The organism is Chryseobacterium sp. MIQD13 (genome assembly GCF_050496705.1).
Taxonomy (GTDB): Bacteria; Bacteroidota; Bacteroidia; order Flavobacteriales; family Weeksellaceae; genus Chryseobacterium.
Genome location: NZ_JBNWAF010000001.1, coordinates 890389 through 910159, shown reverse-complemented (window position 1 = coordinate 910159; position 19771 = coordinate 890389). Strand labels below are relative to the sequence as shown.

The 19771-nt window shown below is 36.3% G+C and carries 22 protein-coding genes; 16 read left to right on the top strand and 6 right to left on the bottom strand.

Going from position 1 to position 19771, the window contains the following annotated elements:
- Nucleotides 1-5 precede the first annotated feature (5 nt).
- From ACQWU4_RS04390 to ACQWU4_RS04325, 14 genes are all read left to right on the top strand, one after another.
- Complete coding sequence (locus ACQWU4_RS04390; RefSeq protein ID WP_429934545.1) at nucleotides 6-509, top strand: GbsR/MarR family transcriptional regulator; 504 nt, start codon at nucleotides 6-8, stop codon at nucleotides 507-509.
- 69 nt (nucleotides 510-578) lie between these two features.
- A complete protein-coding gene (locus tag ACQWU4_RS04385) occupies nucleotides 579-923 on the top strand; it encodes a hypothetical protein (RefSeq protein ID WP_429934544.1) in 345 nt (114 codons plus the stop codon).
- 7 nt (nucleotides 924-930) lie between these two features.
- Nucleotides 931-1332: a hypothetical protein gene (locus tag ACQWU4_RS04380; protein WP_429934543.1), complete on the top strand. Its 402-nt coding sequence runs from the start codon at nucleotides 931-933 to the stop codon at nucleotides 1330-1332.
- A gap of 452 nt (nucleotides 1333-1784) precedes the next feature.
- Nucleotides 1785-2597, top strand: coding sequence for a DCC1-like thiol-disulfide oxidoreductase family protein (locus ACQWU4_RS04375; RefSeq protein WP_429934542.1), 813 nt, complete (start codon nucleotides 1785-1787; stop codon nucleotides 2595-2597).
- 11 nt (nucleotides 2598-2608) lie between these two features.
- A complete protein-coding gene (locus ACQWU4_RS04370; protein ID WP_429934541.1) occupies nucleotides 2609-3391 on the top strand; it encodes a fatty acid desaturase family protein in 783 nt (260 codons plus the stop codon).
- Nucleotides 3392-3400: 9 nt separating this feature from the next.
- Nucleotides 3401-3853, top strand: coding sequence for an SRPBCC family protein (locus ACQWU4_RS04365; RefSeq protein WP_429934540.1), 453 nt, complete (start codon nucleotides 3401-3403; stop codon nucleotides 3851-3853).
- 41 nt (nucleotides 3854-3894) lie between these two features.
- Nucleotides 3895-4599, top strand: a complete 705-nt coding sequence (locus ACQWU4_RS04360; RefSeq protein ID WP_429934539.1) for a YqjF family protein — start codon at nucleotides 3895-3897, stop codon at nucleotides 4597-4599.
- A 116-nt stretch (nucleotides 4600-4715) separates the two neighbouring features.
- Nucleotides 4716-5615, top strand: a complete 900-nt coding sequence (locus ACQWU4_RS04355) for a TIGR01777 family oxidoreductase (RefSeq protein ID WP_429934538.1) — start codon at nucleotides 4716-4718, stop codon at nucleotides 5613-5615.
- 50 nt (nucleotides 5616-5665) lie between these two features.
- Entirely contained in the window at nucleotides 5666-7108 is a 1443-nt protein-coding gene (locus tag ACQWU4_RS04350) for an alpha-L-fucosidase (RefSeq protein WP_429934537.1), read from the top strand.
- Nucleotides 7109-7259: 151 nt separating this feature from the next.
- Nucleotides 7260-7520, top strand: coding sequence for a hypothetical protein (locus ACQWU4_RS04345; RefSeq protein WP_429934536.1), 261 nt, complete (start codon nucleotides 7260-7262; stop codon nucleotides 7518-7520).
- Between the two features lie 166 nt (nucleotides 7521-7686).
- A complete protein-coding gene (gene lpdA / locus ACQWU4_RS04340) occupies nucleotides 7687-9075 on the top strand; it encodes a dihydrolipoyl dehydrogenase (protein ID WP_429934535.1) in 1389 nt (462 codons plus the stop codon).
- Nucleotides 9076-9099: 24 nt separating this feature from the next.
- Nucleotides 9100-9714, top strand: a complete 615-nt coding sequence (locus ACQWU4_RS04335) for a PH domain-containing protein (RefSeq protein ID WP_429934534.1) — start codon at nucleotides 9100-9102, stop codon at nucleotides 9712-9714.
- Between the two features lie 79 nt (nucleotides 9715-9793).
- Nucleotides 9794-11734 (top strand): prolyl oligopeptidase family serine peptidase, encoded by a 1941-nt coding sequence (locus ACQWU4_RS04330; protein WP_429934533.1) that lies wholly within the window; start codon nucleotides 9794-9796, stop codon nucleotides 11732-11734.
- Between the two features lie 64 nt (nucleotides 11735-11798).
- Nucleotides 11799-12599 carry a patatin-like phospholipase family protein gene (locus ACQWU4_RS04325; protein WP_429934532.1) on the top strand — a complete coding sequence of 267 codons (801 nt, stop codon included), beginning with the start codon at nucleotides 11799-11801 and terminating at the stop codon, nucleotides 12597-12599.
- Between the two features lie 241 nt (nucleotides 12600-12840).
- Here the strand turns inward: ACQWU4_RS04325 and ACQWU4_RS04320 are convergent, their stop codons facing one another.
- The 4 genes from ACQWU4_RS04320 to ACQWU4_RS04305 form a co-directional block, all read right to left on the bottom strand.
- The gene (locus tag ACQWU4_RS04320) at nucleotides 12841-13278 is read right to left on the bottom strand and encodes a hypothetical protein (protein WP_429934531.1); all 438 of its coding nucleotides are present in this window, start codon (nucleotides 13276-13278) and stop codon (nucleotides 12841-12843) included.
- Nucleotides 13279-13326: 48 nt separating this feature from the next.
- Nucleotides 13327-14373: a hypothetical protein gene (locus tag ACQWU4_RS04315; protein ID WP_429934530.1), complete on the bottom strand. Its 1047-nt coding sequence runs from the start codon at nucleotides 14371-14373 to the stop codon at nucleotides 13327-13329.
- Between the two features lie 6 nt (nucleotides 14374-14379).
- Nucleotides 14380-15081 carry an ABC transporter ATP-binding protein gene (locus ACQWU4_RS04310; RefSeq protein WP_429934529.1) on the bottom strand — a complete coding sequence of 234 codons (702 nt, stop codon included), beginning with the start codon at nucleotides 15079-15081 and terminating at the stop codon, nucleotides 14380-14382.
- Nucleotides 15082-15162: 81 nt separating this feature from the next.
- Complete coding sequence (locus ACQWU4_RS04305) at nucleotides 15163-15720, bottom strand: hypothetical protein (RefSeq protein ID WP_429934528.1); 558 nt, start codon at nucleotides 15718-15720, stop codon at nucleotides 15163-15165.
- A gap of 404 nt (nucleotides 15721-16124) precedes the next feature.
- On the opposite strand from ACQWU4_RS04305, the gene ACQWU4_RS04300 reads away from it, so the two are divergent.
- Complete coding sequence (locus ACQWU4_RS04300; protein ID WP_429934527.1) at nucleotides 16125-16625, top strand: GNAT family N-acetyltransferase; 501 nt, start codon at nucleotides 16125-16127, stop codon at nucleotides 16623-16625.
- Nucleotides 16626-16662: 37 nt separating this feature from the next.
- Here ACQWU4_RS04300 and ACQWU4_RS04295 read toward each other — a convergent pair whose 3' ends face one another.
- Both ACQWU4_RS04295 and ACQWU4_RS04290 read right to left on the bottom strand, forming a co-directional pair.
- Complete coding sequence (locus tag ACQWU4_RS04295; RefSeq protein ID WP_429934526.1) at nucleotides 16663-17361, bottom strand: LytR/AlgR family response regulator transcription factor; 699 nt, start codon at nucleotides 17359-17361, stop codon at nucleotides 16663-16665.
- Nucleotides 17358-18416, bottom strand: a complete 1059-nt coding sequence (locus tag ACQWU4_RS04290) for a sensor histidine kinase (protein WP_429934525.1) — start codon at nucleotides 18414-18416, stop codon at nucleotides 17358-17360. The genes ACQWU4_RS04295 and ACQWU4_RS04290 overlap by 4 nt, the downstream gene beginning before the upstream one ends.
- A gap of 186 nt (nucleotides 18417-18602) precedes the next feature.
- On the opposite strand from ACQWU4_RS04290, the gene ACQWU4_RS04285 reads away from it, so the two are divergent.
- Nucleotides 18603-19733: an acyltransferase family protein gene (locus ACQWU4_RS04285; protein ID WP_429934524.1), complete on the top strand. Its 1131-nt coding sequence runs from the start codon at nucleotides 18603-18605 to the stop codon at nucleotides 19731-19733.
- Nucleotides 19734-19771 lie beyond the last annotated feature (38 nt).

The following is a 19771-nucleotide window of genomic DNA, read 5'->3' as shown; positions in this document are numbered from 1 at the left end:
AGCCAATGAAACTTTCAGAAGCAAAAGAAAAATACATCCAGACATGGGGAACCTTCGCCACGAATTGGGGAATCAACCGTACTATGGCTCAGGTTCATGCACTGCTTCTGGCCAGCGGAAAACCTTTATCTACGGATGAGGTAATGGAGCATCTGGAAATTTCAAGAGGAAACGCCAATATGAACCTCCGTGCTTTAATAGACTGGGGAATTGTAAGAAAAGAATTCATAAAAGGTGACCGGAAAGAGTATTTTGTAGCAGAAAAAGATATCTGGTATCTGTTTAAACAAATTACCAAAGAACGCCGGAAAAGAGAGATAGAACCGGTAATTTCTTTTCTGGAAGAACTGAAGAATATAGAGGACAGTGATTCCCAGGAAGCTAAAGAATTTATAAAACTGATGGAAGATTTCAGTTCTGTAACCGGAAAGATCAATAATATTATGGATATGGCTATAAAAAGTGATGATCACTGGCTGGTAGGAAAAATTACCAATCTGTTAAAATAGAAAAGGACTTAAATCCTTTTTTATTTGAATTTAATTTTCAAAAATTACTGAAAATATAATATTTATAAAATGTTTAATATAATCTCATACATCATTTTCCTTACGGTCAGTTCTTACATTACTATAGATGTGGGAAGGAGATGCTTTCAGGCAGGAAAGTCTTATCTGGAATACCTTATTCATGACAAAGATACCTGTCTTACGATCAACAGGATACTTCTTGGGTGCTATTATCTTCTGAACCTCGGGTATATTGCTGTTAATCTGGCTTTCTGGGACAAGGTGTATACCACAGAACAAGTCATTGCTGTTAGCGCTGTCCGTATCGGATATATCGCTTTGATCCTTTGTGTACTACACTATATAAACATTTTTACACTTTACTTTTTAAGAAACAAATTAACCCTAAAATAATACAACTATGACAACAACAGTTTTAACCACGACGTACAATTTTTCAGCGTACATGATCTACCTGCCAATTGTAATTGCCCTTACCGTATTTGTATCCCAGTTTCTGTTCAAAAATTCAAAAACATTCATGATTGATATTTTTCACCAGAAAGAAGATATTGCAATGGCAACAAATTCCCTCTTCAAGATTGGTTTTTATCTGCTCAATATTGGTTTTGCCTTATGTATTATTGAATTTTTCCAGATTGAAACTGTAGAAAGACTGGTTGTTGCATTAAGCAAAAAGATCGGCGGATTCTCAATTTATCTCGGAATCATGATGCTTCTTAATCTTCTGTTATTTCTAAGAGGCCGTAAACATGCTATGAGAAAAGAAAAAATCATTGAAAATGAAAACACTGATATTTAAAATCTGGATGTATTTTACCTTCAGATTTCAGAACAAAAGAACCAGAGGCGATTTTCTGACCTTTTAAAATAAATCAAGATGAAAGCATTCGCAAAATATGATTTTTATATCCAGTTAGTGATTTTAATTATAGGAATCTCAATCCCAATAATAGATAGTTCTTTTATTGACGGATTATCATTTCATTTTATAGTAGGAATTTCACAAATTATAAGTTATACAATTAAGCTCTTTTTTAAGATAGAAAAATCTATACTATTTATCATTTACGGAATATTTATTATACCCATTTGGATTTCTCTGCTATTGCTTATGCTTTTTCAGTCAGGGGGGAGCGAAGTTTATAATTTGTTTATAACGATTCCGTTTTTCGGGTTTTTCTATAGTCCAGTTTTAGCGATGGTTTATATTTTCGACAGTTATAAATTCTACCAATATCAAAAATAAATACAATGAAAACCTTGAAAAACCATACACTCATCTACGACAACGAATGTCCGATGTGCAATATCTATTCTAAAGGCTTTACAAAATGCGGAATGCTGGATGAGAATGGGAGAGAAGCCTTTACAGAAATATCACAGACCAGCAAATCCATAATAGATTTCAACCGTGCAAAAAATGAGATTGCATTGATAGATCACAACAAAAATGAAGTGGTTTACGGATTGGAAAGTCTTCTTCTCATCATTGGAAATTCTTTTCCTCTGCTGGAAAAAACAGCCAGAATAAAACCTTTGTACTGGTTTTTCAAAAGACTGTATTCTTTTGTTTCTTATAACCGCAAGCAGATCATTCCGTCAGCAAAAGATCATACCGAACAGGCCTGTATTCCTGATTTTAATCTTAAATACAGAATGGCATACCTTACTTTTGGAGTCATCTTTTCAGCTTATGTTTTAAGTATGTTCTCCGGAAAACTTGGATTTCATTTAGATCATAATTTTACGAGAGAGTTTGCAGTATGTATTGGGCAGATCCTTTGGCAGACTTTATTTCTGAAAACCTATTTAAAAGACAAAGTCTGGGATTATCTTGGAAATATGATGACCGTTTCTCTGCTCGGAACATTACTTTTAATTCCGGCTTTATTGACTGATTTCAACTCTGTTTTTTATATCATTTATTTCGGAATTGTAGTATTCATCATGTTTCTGGAACATCTGAGAAGATGTAAAATCTTAAAACTGAACTACCTTCCTACCATTTCATGGATATTATTCAGAATGACAGCTTTAGCCCTTATTATTTGGTTTATTCATTAAAAATCGAAAATATGAATCACCTTGAACTCATCAAAAAAGTAGAATGGAAAGACCTCAAAACACTTTCCCAAAAAGAAATGCTGATCGAAAATAATATCAGTCTGCCGTGGTTTTTTATTTCTCTTCTTTTGGCTTACAAAGGATTTTACTGGCTGGCTTTACCCTTCTCCGGGTTTTATTTTCTGACAGCGCTCAGACAGGTGCATAATGGTTTTCATAATGCTTTGGGAACTGGAAAATTCCTTACCTGGCTGTCTCTGTATCTGAACAGTATTCTCATGATGACATCTATTCATGCTGTAAAGTTCAACCATATCAGACATCACAAATTTTGCCTTTCGGAAGAAGACTACGAAGGAAAATCTGCAGCTATGAAGTGGTATGAAGCCATTTTGTACGGCCCGAAACATATGTTTCTGATCCATTGGATCACTTTAAAAAAAGCCAATAAAAAGTACAGGAAAAATATGATTCTCGAGCTTGTTTCCATAGCAGTTTTTGCTTCTGCTGTATTCTATTTTCAGATTCATTTCCTGATGTATCACGTATTGGTTATGTTTTTTGGAGAATTTTTGATGGCATTCTTTGCAGTATGGACCGTTCATCACAATACCCATGAAAATCCTAATATAGCAAGAACACAGAGGGGATTCTGGAAAAATAAACTTACTTTCAGCATGTTTTACCATATGGAACACCATCTTTTTCCGGCCGTTCCTACAATCAAACTGCCGGAACTCGCCGAAAGAATTGATAAAACATTACCGGAATTGGATAAAAAACAAACCTTTTAAAATCAGAGTATGGCTGCAATTTATTTAGAAACGCCCATCAAAGCAGATATTCATAAAGTTTTTGATTTGGCAAGAGATATTGATCTGCACCAGCAATCAACAGGAAAGACCAATGAAAAAGCAATAGCAGGAAGAACTTCCGGTCTTATTGAAGAAAATGAAACCGTTACATGGAGAGCCAGACATTTAGGGGTTTATCAGACATTGACAACCAAAATCATTAGTATGGAAAAGCCGGTTCAGTTTACGGATATAATGCTGAAAGGAGCTTTTAAAATGATGAAACATCAGCACATTTTTAAAAAGAAAAATGATATTACATTAATGATTGATATTTTTGAATTTGAATCTCCGTTAGGATTAATCGGAAGACTTTTCAATCGTATTTTCCTTAAAAATTATATGAAAAATTTTTTACTGGAAAGAAATAAACTGATTAAAAATCTGGCTGAAAATCACTGACTAAACCTTAAAACACAATTATTAACTCTTAACTAAAAAAAATGAACTTCCTGAAAGCCGAGTGGCGGAAACTCGCCATTATCAATTACGAAATAAACCCGGAGATTCTGGAAAAATATCTTCCCGAAGGCACAGAACTCGATTTCTATCATGGAAAATGCTATGTAAGCCTTGTTGGATTTATGTTTTTAAATACTAAATTATTGGGACTTTCAATCCCTTTTTATAGAAATTTTGAAGAAGTGAACCTTAGGTTTTACGTTAAAAAGAAAGAAAAGAATGTCTGGAAAAGAGGTGTGGTTTTCATCAGAGAGATTGTTCCGAAATATGCACTTAGTTTTGTAGCCAATTTATTTTACAGGGAGAATTATAAAACAATGCCAATGAACAATGATATCCAGGTGAATAATGATGAACTGACAGTTAAATATTCCTGGAAAGACAAGAGTTGGCATTCTCTTCAGATTATTGCTGAAAGTAATGCATTGCCAATGGAAAATGATTCAGAATTTGAATTTATTACAGAACATTACTTCGGGTTTACCAAAAAAGAAACGAAAACCTCAGAATATGAAGTCTGCCACCCGAAATGGGATCATTATAAGGTCAAAGAGTACCGGCTTGATATTGAATTCAGTATGCTTTATGGAAAAGAATTTGAATTTCTGAATAATCAGGAACCTGTTTCAGTAATGCTTGCAGAAGGCTCTGAAATAGAAGTAAAAACAAAGAAATACATTATGTGATTTTAAAACAATAATATATAAAATGCGTAAACATCTCGAGCTCAAAAAAATCTGCGTCATCTGTAAAATCTGCGAGAGAAATGATAACAAATTTTATAATATAAAACCCAAACCAAATGAAAATAGTAATCGCCGGCGGAACCGGATTTCTTGGTGAAAGCCTGGAAAAATATTTCAAGGAAAAAGACGATCAGGTATATATCCTGACAAGAAAACCAAAACGCGACCACGAAGTATATTGGGATGCCAGAACATTAGGAGAATGGAAAAATACTATAGAAGGAACCGGTGTATTGATCAATCTCACAGGGAAATCCGTAGACTGCAGATATACGGATAAAAATAAAAAAGAAATTTATACTTCAAGAATTGAAAGTACAGGAATACTTCAGGAAGCAGTTGATCAATGCAATATGAAGCCTAAAGTCTGGCTGAATGCTTCTTCAGCAACGATTTATATACACTCAGAAACACAATTGAATACAGAAGAAAACGGAACCATAGGAGACGATTTTTCAATGAATATCTGCAAAAGCTGGGAAAAGGAATTCTTCATGGTTAATAATGAAAGTGTAAGAAAGGTAGCACTGAGAACTTCTATTGTTTTAGGAAACAACGGAGGTGCTTTTCCAAAGCTTCGTACCATTACAAAATTAGGACTGGGTGGAAAACAGGGCAGAGGGCAGCAGAAAGTCAGCTGGATCCACATTGATGATTTCTGTAAAGCTGTTGAATGGGTCATTGATAATGAAAATATATCAGGACCTGTCAATATAACAGCTCCAAATCCTGTATCCAATGAAGATCTTATGACAAAAATGAGAAAACACCTGAAAATCCCTTTTGGATTGAACGCCCCTGTCTGGCAGCTGGAAATAGCTTCCCTTTTTTTGAATACAGAAACCGAACTTTTACTTAAAAGCAGAAATGTATATCCTGAAAAACTAACCAAAAATGGTTTTCATTTTTCCTATCCTGATCTTGATGAGGCTCTTTATAATTTACTGAAAAATTAAGGCTTGCTGATTAACCGGAGGATGATTAAATTAGCAAAAACGAGCCACATATGTTCACTACACAGAAATCAAAAGCTCTTTTGCTTTCATCTTTCCTTATATCCTCAGTCTTCTTTTCGCAGGCACATAATGTCTCTGCAGGTTATCAAAAACCGGATGATCCATTAGTCATTCAGAATCTGGAGCAATGGCAGGACCTTAAATTCGGATTGTTTATGCATTGGGGAACCTACAGTCAGTGGGGAATTGTAGAAAGCTGGAGCTTATGCCCTGAAGATGAATCCTGGACGCAGAGAAAGCCGGAGCATGGAAAATCTTACAATGAGTATGTAAAGAATTACGAAAACCTTCAAACTACCTTTAACCCTGTAGAGTTCAATCCTCAGAAATGGGCAGATGCCGTAAAGAAAGCAGGAATGAAATATGTGGTCTTCACAACAAAGCATCATGATGGTTTTGCCATGTTTGATACCAAAGAATCTGATTATAAAATAACTTCTTCCAAAACACCTTTTTCAAAAAATCCAAAAGCTGATGCCGTCAAGGAAATTTTCAATACTTTCAGAAAAGACGGGTTCAAGATCGGTGCTTACTTTTCAAAACCCGATTGGCATTCCGAAAACTATTGGTGGTCCTATTTTCCGCCAAAAGACAGAAATGTGAATTACGATCCGAAAAAATATCCGGAGCGATGGGAAAACTTTAAAAAATTCACATTTAATCAGTTAAATGAAATTACTTCCAACTACGGTAAAATTGATATCCTTTGGCTGGATGGAGGTTGGGTACGACCTTTCAAAACCATTGATCCTTCCGTGGAATGGCAAAGAACCATTAAGGTAGAGCAAGACATTGATATGGATAAAATAGGAACCATGGCCAGGAAAAATCAGCCGGGAATCATTATTGTAGACCGTACTGTACCCGGAAAATGGGAAAATTATGTAACACCTGAGCAGGCGGTTCCCGAACATGCGCTCTCCATTCCCTGGGAAAGCTGCATCACTATGGGAGATTCTTTTTCCTATGTTCCCAATGATAACTACAAATCTTCCCGAAAGATCATAGAAACCCTTATAAAGATTATTTCAAGAGGCGGAAATTATCTGATGAATATAGCACCGGGACCTAATGGTGATTATGATGCTGTGGTTTATCAAAGGTTAAATGAAATCTCCGGATGGATGGAAAAAAATCAATCAGCTGTATTTTCAACAAGAAGTATAAAGCCATATCACGACGGGAACTTTTATTATACCCAGGCTAAAGACGGTAAAACTGTAAATGTTTTTCATATTGATGATCAGGCAGATTACAAAATCCCATCCGTCCTCACTTTTCTGCTTCCTGAAAATTTTAACCCCAAAACATTGAAAATTCTTGGACTTAATTCAAAAGTGCAATGGAAGCAGACCGGAAATAAAATTGAAGTAAAAATTCCCGGAGAAAGAACAAAACTTAAATATGCTGCTGTAATTCAAATGACGAACTAATAAGACAGAATACTTGTTTCAACAATACTAAAGAATGTTATTTGAAAACCATAAAAAACAATGGTATGATATATGTAATATTTATTTAAATGTGAATGAATTTAATTAATAATTATTAATTGGTTTAAATCATTCAGAAAAAGTAAATGTCATGAGAAAGTTTTTGATATCAACGCTGGTGCTATTAGGCTTATCAATGAATGTTAATGCCCAGAAAAGTCCTCCGGCTCCGCCGCATCCTTCCAAAGCCGAGCTGATTAGTATGAAATCACGTGAGCTGGACAAAAGATACAATACAGAAAAAAAACTGATCCTGAATCATCCGCTTGCTACTAAGAAAATGAAAAGAGATCAGCTAAAGGCTTTAAATGAAAAATATCAGAGCCAGAAAAGATTACTGAAAAAAATGTAATCTTAAAATTTTTAGAATAAAATAGGTAAGGAGAATGCTTTTTTGTATTCTCTTTTTTTGTTTAAAGTGAATGTGATCCATCTTCATAATACATTCTCAGATGAATTTACAGAAACGTGCTTCATCCAATATTTTTCCTTAAATTCGCATAAAAATTTTTAAAATAATGAACTACGATATCATTGTCATCGGAAGCGGTCCTGGCGGTTATGTTACAGCGATCAGAGCAGCACAATTGGGTTTCAAAACTGCAATTATCGAGAAAGAAAACTTAGGAGGTATCTGCCTGAACTGGGGATGTATTCCTACGAAAGCTTTATTGAAGTCTGCCCAGGTTTTTCATTATATCAACCATGCTGAGGACTATGGTCTGAATAAAGTGGAAGCCAGCTTTGAATTTCCAAACGTAATCCAGAGAAGCCGTGGCGTAGCCGGCAAAATGAGCAAAGGAATTGAATTCCTTATGAAGAAGAATAAGATAGACGTTATTCTTGGTACAGCTAAAGTTCAGAAAGGTAAAAAAGTTTCTGTTACAGATAACGATGGTAAAGTAACTGAGTATTCAGCAGAAAATATCATTATTGCAACAGGAGCCCGTTCAAGAGAACTTCCAAACCTTCCTCAGGATGGTAAAAAAGTAATCGGATACAGACAGGCTTTATCTCTTCCTGAGCAGCCGAAATCTATGATTGTTGTAGGTTCAGGTGCTATCGGGGTAGAATTTGCCGATTTCTATAATACAATGGGAACTAAAGTAACTGTCGTAGAATTTATGCCAAATATCGTTCCTGTAGAGGACGAAGAAATCTCCAAACATCTGGAAAAATCTCTTAAGAAGACAGGAATCGAGATTATGACCAATGCATCAGTGGAAAGCGTAGATACAAGCGGAGAAGGAGTAAAAGCTACTGTAAAAACGGCTAACGGAAACATTACCCTTGAAGCTGATATTTTACTTTCTGCCGTAGGTATTGCTGCCAATATCGAAAACATCGGATTGGAAGACGTAGGAATCCAGACAGATAAAGGAAGAGTTTTAGTAAACGAATGGTACGAAACTTCAGTTCCGGGTTACTATGCAATCGGTGATATTATTCCTACTCAGGCTCTGGCACACGTTGCTTCAGCTGAAGGAATCACCTGCGTTGAGAAAATCAAAGGAATGCATGTTGAAAAGATCGACTACGGTAATATCCCTGGATGTACGTACTGTCATCCTGAAGTTGCATCAGTAGGACTTACAGAAAAACAGGCTAAAGAAAAAGGATACGAAATCAAAGTAGGAAAATTCCCTCTTTCTGCAAGTGGTAAAGCTACTGCTAACGGAAATACGGACGGTTTCATCAAAGTTATCTTTGATGCTAAATATGGGGAGTGGTTAGGATGCCACATGATCGGGGAAGGAGTTACGGATATGGTGGCTGAAGCTGTTGTTGCAAGAAAACTGGAAACTACAGGTCATGAAATCATCAAATCAATTCACCCGCACCCGACAGTTTCTGAAGCAATTATGGAAGCTGCTGCTGCTGCTTACGGAGAAGTTATTCATATCTAATTATATATTTAAGAGACACAATTTATGTTCAAAAAACTAGCCGCGGAAGCATTAGGATTAGGAGACATCGGTAAAATTATTCCTTCTCACGATTATGATAAGGTAGATTCTGACGATTATATTTTATCCGAAGACAATGAGAAGATTTTCTTTTTGATTAAATCTAAAAGAGATGAATATTGTTTCACAAACAGAGCTTTAATTCATATCGACGGAGCAAGTGCCTTAGATAAAAAAAGAGTGTTAAAGAGATACGAGTATTATCAGTTTCCTTTTTCAAATATTGCGCTGCAGACTGCAGGAACAATAGATCTGGATGTTGAAATTTCTTTTAACATAGGAAATGTTCCTTTGATGATCAGCGTTGCAAAAGCTCAGATTGATCAGCTGAAAGATCTTTATAAGGCACTTTTGGCTATTCAGCAGGTTGTGCATCACAATCATTCACTGTTGAATTTTTCTAACGACAGTTTGCAGAAAGCAGTAACAACAGTGGCTTCAGGAAAACAGGAAAGTGTTTCTAAAAGTCAGGAACTGAAGGCCATCAACGAATATATTTTCGCCTGGAATACAAACAGTTTCGACAGATATAATCAGAAAGATTTTTCAGCGATTTTTGAAAAATATATCAATAATTAAAAGATCCAAAATCTTTAATATAAAAACCACGGGCATTTTGTCTGTGGTTTTTTTTGTAAATTCAGTCAAAATTTTAACAATGAAAAACAAATATATTGTTCTTGCCCTTTCTCTGGCAGGGCTCCTGTCTGCACAGACGAAAAATGAATTTGTAAGTCCCAATGAAAACCTTATTGCAGAAAATATCCTGCCTATTTCAAAAAGTCTGAATCAGGGTATCAAAAAATATTCAGAAAGCAGAAATGCAGGTATTGCAGGCGTTCATCCCAATGGAAAAGAAATCATTGCTACAACCCGTTTTGCCTCTACCAATCAGCTTCATAAAATTTCTGTTCCGATGGGTGCGAGAAAACAGATTACCTTCTTTGATGAACCTGTAAGTACAGCATCCTATGAACCTGTAAAAGGAGATTACCTGATTTATGGGAAAGATACCGGAGGAAATGAATTCGGGCAGCTTTTTAAGCTTGATCTGAAAACCCTGGAATCCAAACTGCTTACAGACGGCGGAAGATCACAGAACGGAGGAGTAACCTGGAAAAAAGACGGATCAGGATTCTACTTTTCATCAACCAAAAGAAATGGAGGCGACAGGGATATTTATTATATGAATCCTTTAAAGCCGGAAGAAACTCAGCTTGTTTTAGAAGTAAAAGGCGGTGGCTGGGGAATTTCCGATCTTTCTGAAGATGGTAAAAAACTTCTGATATCAGAATACGTTTCTGCCAACGACTCTTATTTGTATATCTATGATCTGGAAACCAAAAAACTGGAACCCATTACCGACAGAAAGGAAAAAGGAGTCGTACAGGGCGAGGCTTCTTTCTGTAAAAATCCTGACGAAATCTTTTATATTACAGACAGAAATAACGAATTCAGCAGACTGGCAGTTTTAAATTTAAAAACCAAAAAAACGGAATACCTGACATCTTCCATTCCATGGAAAGTAGAAGATTACGACCTTTCCGAAGATCAGTCTAAACTGGCATTTGTAACCAATGAAAGCGGAATCAACAGATTATATATTCTGGATACAGCTACGAAAAAATATGTACCTGTAAGCCAAATTCCTATCGGTTTAATTGGCGGAGTGAAATTTACCAATGACGGAAGATCTCTTTACTTTTCGCGATCTGCGGCAGATTCCGGTTCAGATATTTATAAAATGGATTTGACCAGCCAGAATATAGAAAGATGGACAGAAAGTGAACAAGGTGAAATGCAGCCTGCCGACATGTCTGTTCCAAAACTGATAGAGTGGAAGAGCTTTGACAATATGAAAATTTCAGGGTTCTATTACCCTGCAGCCTCTAAATTTACAGGTAAAAGACCTGTAATCATTTCTATTCACGGCGGCCCGGAAGGGCAGTCGATGGCTTCTTCTTTAGGTTCTTCCAACTATTTTACCAATGAAATGGGCGTGGCCATGATTTATCCCAATGTAAGAGGTTCATCAGGCTTTGGAAAAACATTTATTGCTGCGGATAACTGGGATCTGAGAATGAATTCCGTAAAAGATATCGGAGCCCTTCTGGACTGGATTGCTAAGCAACCTGAACTGGATAAAGACAGGATCATGATTATGGGAGGAAGCTACGGTGGTTTTATGACCTTAGCTACGGCTTATGAATATGCCGATAAGATCAGATGTTCAGTGGATATTGTGGGAATTTCGGATTTTAATACTTTTCTTAAAAACACAGAAGAATACCGCAGAGATTTAAGAAGAGTAGAATATGGTGACGAAAGAATTCCAAAGATGGCAGAATTCTTCACAAAAATAGCCCCTCTGAACAATATCGATAAGATCAAAAAACCAATGTTTATCATTCAGGGAACCAATGATCCAAGAGTTCCTGTTACAGAAGCTGTTCAGATGAGAGATAAGCTGAAAGCCCAGGGAAAAACAGTATGGTATCTGGAAGCTAAAAATGAAGGCCACGGATTCAGGAAAAAAGAAAATGTGGATTTTCAGCGCCTTGCAGTAATCAGATTTATGCAGGAATATCTGCTGAAATAATTTTTAACATAATATTTATACAATTTAAACTTAATTTCTCGCCCTGTTTTCTTACATTTATTCTATGAATTTTGAGAGAACAGGGCTGGTTTTATCAGGAGGCGGTACCAAAGGGATTGCCCATGCAGGAGTTTTAAAATTCTTGAACGAAAAAAACATAGATATTGATGTGCTGTCCTGCTGCAGCGCAGGATCTATTGTGGGATGCCTTTATGCAGTGGGAAAAACACCGGATGAGATTCTTGAATTCTTCAATTCGGTTTATTTTTTCAACTGGAAACATTTTACTTTCAACCAGCCGGGATTGGTTTCTTCCGTTATTTTCAGGAATTACCTTAAGCCTATTTTTCAGGATATGAAATTAGGAGATCTGAAAAAAGAAGTGAAAATTGTAGCAACAGAACTCGTTTCCGGAACCCAGAAAATATTTGATGAAAACTTTAAAGTGGTGGATGCCATTATTGCATCATGCTCCATTCCGGGAGTTACAACACCTTACATCATTGGTGAGGAAATGTACTGTGATGGAGGGGTACTGAACAATTTTCCGGCAGATATCATCAGGGACGAATGTGATCAGCTTATCGGTGTTTTTGTTTCTCCTCCCCATGATATTGATATCAAAGATTTAAAATCAATCAAAGCTATTGTTTCCCGTTCCTATGATCTTCTTTCCTATAGAATTGAGAAAGGAAAATTCGATTACTGTGACTGGTTTATCACTTCCCAAAAACTTTCCTCATACGGAACTTTTGAAAGAGGAAAAGACCGCCTGGAGGAAATTTTTAATATAGGTTATAAAGCTGCAGAAGAAAGCTATGAAGCAAGCCGTTTCCGTACACAGCTGAGACAGTCGGGAACATAGATATTAAAATATTATCCTCGCTTCATCAAATCAGCTTGCTGATTTCCTCTTAGCTTCCTTAAAATAATACAGAACCATATTGAAACCTTTGCGTTAAAAAAATCGCAAATTTGGGTAATTCCATAAATTTTTAATAATAAAAATCCCGCAGATTACACAAATTCCACAGATTGTATTGTAACTGAGAATATGGTAATCTGCAGGATTTATATTGGTTTTGCCTGTTTAAATTAGGATTGTTTTATTGTTTAACGACCATTCCGTCTTGACGTACCACTTCATTACCGTTTTCGTCATTTACGGCTAGTGTGTAAGGCGCTTTGGTAGCAGAATCGGTAAGGTAATTTCTCCATACCTGATAATTATAACCTTTATTTTCAAAGCTGAAATAATAATTTCCTCCCGAACCGTCAGGAATAAGCTCACCGTCACTGATGATCATGCTTGGTTTTGAAGTGATCCTTGCATTGGCAGCCCATGACTGGTAAAGATATTTTCCATTAGGCTGTTTATCGATCCTGATTTTAAATTTTTTCGTCTTGATGATTACTGTTTTAGGGACTTTCTGAAACGGCTGTACCTCGTTGGAAACAACAGGCAGGATTACTGGTTTTTCAATTGCATAAGCTAAAGAAAACTGAGCCATGCAAAAGGCTCCTAATAAAATCTTTTTGACCATTATATTAAGGTTATTGGTTAGGTTTTAGTCCCATCAAATATGAAGCCATTATGCCTGCCTTAATAGGGTCTCACTGATCCAGATATTTAACTCAGTAGTGTTTCTTAGAGTTTTCAGAAACCAGACATCTGTTTTATAATCTTCAACATATTGAGGAAAATAAACATTTAATCCTTTCCTGAAATTGAAAAAGCTGAGGTGTATATTTTCTCTCAAAAAATCAAGACGTTTGTTCAGCCACATTCTTTCATCTGATGAGCCGGATTTGTGATGCCTGATAAGAACTTCAATGATGGCGATGTCAATTCTTTCCGATTCTCTCAGTATTTTATCCAAAGCATTGGTTAATACTTTATCATTGATGAAATTAATATCAGGCAGATTTTCATCATTATTTTGAAAGAAATGTTCAAATTCAAAATCGCGAAGCAGGCAGTAAGCTCCATGCATCAATTCTGAAGCAGAACTGAAGCCATCATTATCCTTAGCAATAAATACCGCCGGAATATCTATCTTAAGTTTTGTATAAGCTTCAATTTTATGATGCCCGTCCAGTACAAAAGCACTGCTCATCTGTGGATCCCGGTTATACAGGCTGTAAAAGATTACAGGTTTTGGGCGGCCTCCATTTCTGATAAGCTGTGTATAATATTCTACTCTTTTCGGATTAATACTTTTACTCTCGAGCGTATACAGGTAATTAAAATCCTCAAAAGGGTAGAACCAGCCGGAAAATTTCTGGCTGTCAGGAGTATTTTCATCGGCAGGTAAAGGTCTGCTCATATAAAAACCGGAATTGTCAAACGGGATCGTACCTAAATTAACCTGGTAGCTTCCGTTTTCAAAAAGATGGAGAAAGACCTCAATTCCGGCCATGATTTCAGCCTCAGTTCCCTCCGTAAGTGATCGGTTAAGGTTATCGGCTAATGCGATCTTTTCTTCTTCAGAGAGTCCGGATACCGCATAATATTCACCAACACTTCCCCTGGAATCCGGCCAGTTAACGGCTACGGGACGCCTGACGATTAAACAGCTGGCATAGCCATCGCACAGAACCCGGATAATGTTCTGTCCGTTAGTAATGTGAATTTCCATGAATAATTAAGAAACAGCCGTATAGCTTGCAAAAGCTTCTTCAAGGCTGTCGAATCTGCCTTTGAATTCATCAATAGGGCAGTCCTGAAGAATATTTCCCTTATGAATAAGAATAACACGGGAGCACAATGCTTCCACTTCCTGCATGATGTGGGTAGACAGAAGTACTGTTTTTTGCTGGCCGATCTCTTTCACCACATTTCTGATCTCGATGATCTGGTTCGGATCCAGGCCGTTGGTTGGCTCATCCAGAATCAATAAGTCCGGCTGGTGGATGATAGCCTGTGCAAGTCCGACTCTTTGTTTATATCCTTTAGAAAGCTGTCCTATCTTTTTTGATCTTTCCGGGGTGATGCCCACAAGCTCAATCACTTCATCCACTCTGGCAGAAGAAATTTTATGGATATTGGCAACAAACTGAAGGTATTCTTTAACGTACATCTCCAGATACAGCGGATTGTTTTCAGGAAGGAAACCTATTTTTTTCTTGCTTTCAATCTCATTTTCGGAAATATTCATTCCGTTAAAGATAATTTCGCCCTGATCAATTTTCAATGCCCCGACAATGGATTTCATCAGTGTGGATTTTCCGGCACCGTTCGGACCGAGAAGGCCGATGATTTCATTTTTATCAATAGATATATTAATATTGTCCAGTGCAGTCTGTTCTCCAAACTTTTTGGTTAAATTGATTATCTGAAGCGGCATAATAAATAAGTCTTTGTGCAAAAGTAAAAATAAAAAACTCATTCGGATGAATGAGTTTGGTAATATTGAGAAATAATCGTGTTATTTCTTTGATTTTTTGTTTTTATTGCCAGTACCTGAGGCCGGTGCGGCAGTAGATGCCTGATTTGATGTAGATCTTACACCATTCATTCCGGGCTTCTCATACATTGCAGATTTTCCGTTTGTTTTTCCGAAGATCTTCTCAACCTGCTTTCTGGTCAGAAACTGGGATTTCCCAACATATTTACGGTTTTTATTGATGTACTGGATAAACTGTACGGTAGGCTGCCCGTAATTCTTCTCGTAATGAAGTTCTATAATATCATTAGGAAGTTCCAGAATAGTGTTTTCGTCCGGGATGGATATGAACCCGTCTACAATCAGTTTATACAGACCGGATACATCGCTGTCCAGATTCTGGAAAGAAAAAGACCTGATGGTATTCAGGTTACTTGTATTAAGATCCTGATAGTTGATGGTAAATTTATCCTCTTTTTTATATAAACCTACGGAATTATCTTTGCCAATTTCCACCAGGCTTTCATTCTTCAGCACTTTAATCTGTGAGAAAACTGAAATACCGAACATGCATGTAATGAGTAGAATTATTTTTCTCATGTGGAGGGATTTTAATGTTTATAAATTTGTGTCTTAAAATTACTAATAAAAAGCTTTTAAACAATCTTAATAGTTCAAGCAAAAGTAATACTTTTTTTAATATCCATAATGAGCAGGCTGCTGATATTATGCAATTCATTGAATGTGAAAACATTTGCCAATCTTTTATCTGCAGATATTTGTAATTATTTTTGTAGATTTTTTAAAAATCATAAATTAATTTAATAAGTCTTTTTTTGTTGATGTAAACTATTAATTTACAAGTGACAGGTATTTTGGAATCAAAAATTTATCGGGATTGCAATCTGATATTTATAGTTTAAAATTCCTAAATCCAGATAATCTAACGGTTTTTTATTCTATATAATTTGTACTTTTATCTTTCCATTACAATAATTTTCAATATGCGTATTCTACATCAGGATCAAAACTTCATAATCCGTGAATTTTCAGCAGAAGAACATAATTTGTTCTGTAATCTTTTTGAAGACGAGGAGGTTACAAAATATCTTCCCTATCGTTCTCCCGAGCAATATATGGAAATGTTTGAAATAGCACTGGCAGATTACCTTAAAGGTCCTTTCGGCCGTTTTGGAATATTCGGTGCAGAGAATAATGATTTTATCGGAATGTGCCTTATCAGAAACTTTGCCGATGTATCCGGTCAGGTTGAAATAGGGTATACCTTAAGTAAAAAATATTGGGGAAAAGGTATAGCAACGGACGTTAGCCGGGCTTTGGTTGTCTATGGCTTTTTAAATACAAATACAGATGATATTGTAGCTGTGACCGATCTGGATAATACCGGCTCACAGAAAGTATTGGAAAAGGCGGGTTTTAGCAGGATAAATAATCTGGAACGGGAAGACGGAGAGCTGGCCTACTATATTGTTACACGCAGTTAACTGCTTATTTTAAATAGTTCCTGTCAGGAATGGAACTTTACTGATTGGCGGATCCTTTAAAAATTCCTGTTACAAAAGCATTGAACTCATTCTTATAACTTCTGCCTACAGGAATATGATAAGCTCCAAGTATGACTTCGTTGTTGCTAAAAGCTGTAACAAATTTAGAATTGATTATAAATGAACGGTGAACTCTGACAAAATTTCTTCCTGATAAAACAGATTCCAGATCCGTTATTGTACCTTTTGAAATAATGGTTTCATTGCTGACCAATACCATCTTGATGTCGTTTCTCTGGCTTTCGGTATAAATAATTTCCTGAATGAAAATCTTTCTGTTCATTCCTTCCGTTTTTATGAGGATAAAGTCTTCCTGAGAATCAGTGCTGTTTCTTAAAACCCGCTCCACAGATTTGAAAAAGCGTTCAAAAGTAATAGGTTTCAAAAGATAATCTACTGCTTCCAGCTCAAAACCTTCTATTGCAAAATCACGGTAAGCTGTTGTGAATATGGTAGGCGGTTTCTGCGGTAATGACCTTAGAAAATCAATTCCGGTTAAGTGGGGCATCTGGATATCCAGAAACATAAGATCTACAGATTTTGTCTGCAGAAGTCGGTAGGCATCCATCGCGTTTTCAGCTTTTCCAGCTAGTTTTAAATGTTCTATTCTGGAAATATGTTTTTCCAGCAGGAGAGCGGCGAGAGGTTCGTCATCTACAATAATACAGTTGATCATAGGGTTGCCGGGGTTTTTATTTCAACCTTAAAAATATTATTTTCTTTTGAAACTTTAAGTATAAAATCATCCGGATAATGAAGCCTGAGCTGTCTTTCTATATTTTTCAGCCCGATTCCTTCAGAAGAATTATCTTCATCACCTTCACAAGTATTTTCAATTCTGAAAACAGAATAAGAGCGATCTGTAGATACATCAATTTTTATTTCAGTTTGGCCTGTAGTCTTTCCGGCGCCATGTTTAAAAGCATTTTCAACCAATGTGAGATAGAGAAGCGGAGGAATGGTGACTGCAGGATGTAATGTGACTGTTTTACTGATCTTTAATCTTCCTTCACTGTATCTGAGACTTTCCAATGCTGTATAATGATCAATTACAGCGAGTTCCTCAGATATAGGAACTTCATTTCTAGGACCTTTGTACAGGATATAATCCAAAATATCTGAAAGCCGGCTGATGGACTCAGACGTTTTCTCTGAATTGCTGAGTGAAAGGGAATAGATATTATTTAAAGTATTGAACAGAAAATGGGGATTGAGCTGGGATTTCAGGGATTTTAACTCAAGCTCGGCTTTTTCCTGCTGAAGTTTTGCGGTGTTTTCTTTTTCATCCTTATACCGGATCACAAACATCACTGAGATAAAAATAAAAGCTCCGGTGATAATCGGGAACGTATAATGGGTCCAAAGATAGCCGATGTCGGTAAAAATGCTGAAAAAGCTGTCTTTAGGAACACTCATGAATAAAGGTTCCGCAAAATAGACAATGAATATCCTGTTGATCACTGAAATGATATACAGACTGAAAATAAGGTACAGCGAAAAGGTGAGATATTTTTTCCGGTCGAAAAAATTCCGGATAAGAACAAAATAGATGAAATTAGCCCCTGCGATCTGAAAAATCCAGTGGCAGAAATTATAAATCAGGATCTCTGAGGAAATACCGCTGTCATTTTCACCATAATTTCTTGCCATTCCGAATAAGAATAAAGCTGTCCAAAATAACAGCTGAAAACAGATATTCTGCTTGAGATTATTTTCAGGTCCGAATTTCATAGCCCTCAAAAATAGAAAATCCTGGTACACAGCCCGACATTTTTTGATGAAAAGGGACAAATTAATGACAGAAAACCTTATTGACTATTTAAACAGCAGATTGTACTGTTTACATCAGGATCAGAGCTATATGTCATTTTCAGAAAATAATCCGGATCTGTTTTATAACATTTGCAGAAAAAAATAATGCCTGCAGACCAATATTCTTCAGAACGACTTTACGGATTGGATCATTTAAGAGCTTTAGCTATTCTATTGGTCTTAATGTATCATTATCGTGCCTTTAAACACCCTGTATGGATTGATACAATAGGAAAATTCGGATGGACAGGAGTAGACCTTTTTTTTGTATTGAGTGGTTTTTTGATATCAGGGCAACTGTTTAAAGAAATTGAAAGAAGTGGAAAGATAAGTTTAAAAACATTTTTTACCAAGCGTTTTTTCAGGATCATTCCACCTTTCTGTTTCACTTTGGTCCTGTACTTTTTATTTCCTTTTTTCAGGGAAAGAGAAGCATTGTCATCTTTCTGGAAATTTATCACCTTTACCCAGAATTATGGACTCGATGTCATAAACCGGGGAACATTTTCACACGCATGGTCTTTATGTATTGAGGAGCAGTTTTATCTTTTCCTTCCTTTAGTACTTTTAGCAGCGGTAAAAATAAAAGTATTCAGATATACAGTGTTTTTTGCTGTTTTTCTTATCATCCTTTCTTTATCATCCAGATTGATCACATGGAAAGAGTGTATTGTTCCTGTCCTGGATACTGAAGGCTTCTGGAAAGAGTGGTATATGAAAATTTATTATCCTACCCATACACGGCTTGATGGCTTGGCAATAGGAGTTATAATTGGTTATTTAATGCAGTATTCATTCCGGTTTAAAAATTTGGTTCATAACAATGGAAATAAGCTTTTTATTCTTGGAATTATTCTGCTGGGGATCACATTTTGGGTGTGTAATGATCAGGTTTCTGAGGGGGCTTCCATCTTTGGATTTACTTTTGTAGCGGTTAGTTATGGACTTATTTTGATGGCATCGGTTTCCGGATCATCATTTCTTTTCAGATCAAAATCCTATATTACTTCACAGCTGGCAGGGCTTTCTTACGCAGTTTACCTTTCACATAAAGGAATTATCCATATGATTCAGAATGTTCTGGGTCAGTTTGGGATGGACGTATCAGATCATATCAGCCTTTTGATTTGTTTTACAGGATGTATTGCCGGAGGTGTATTATATAGGGTAATGATTGAAAAGCCGTCTTCAAAGCTTAAATACAGGATCCTAAACAGAAAAGCAGGACATAATTGATCGGATAAATCCCCAAGGAAATCACCCGGGGATTTGTG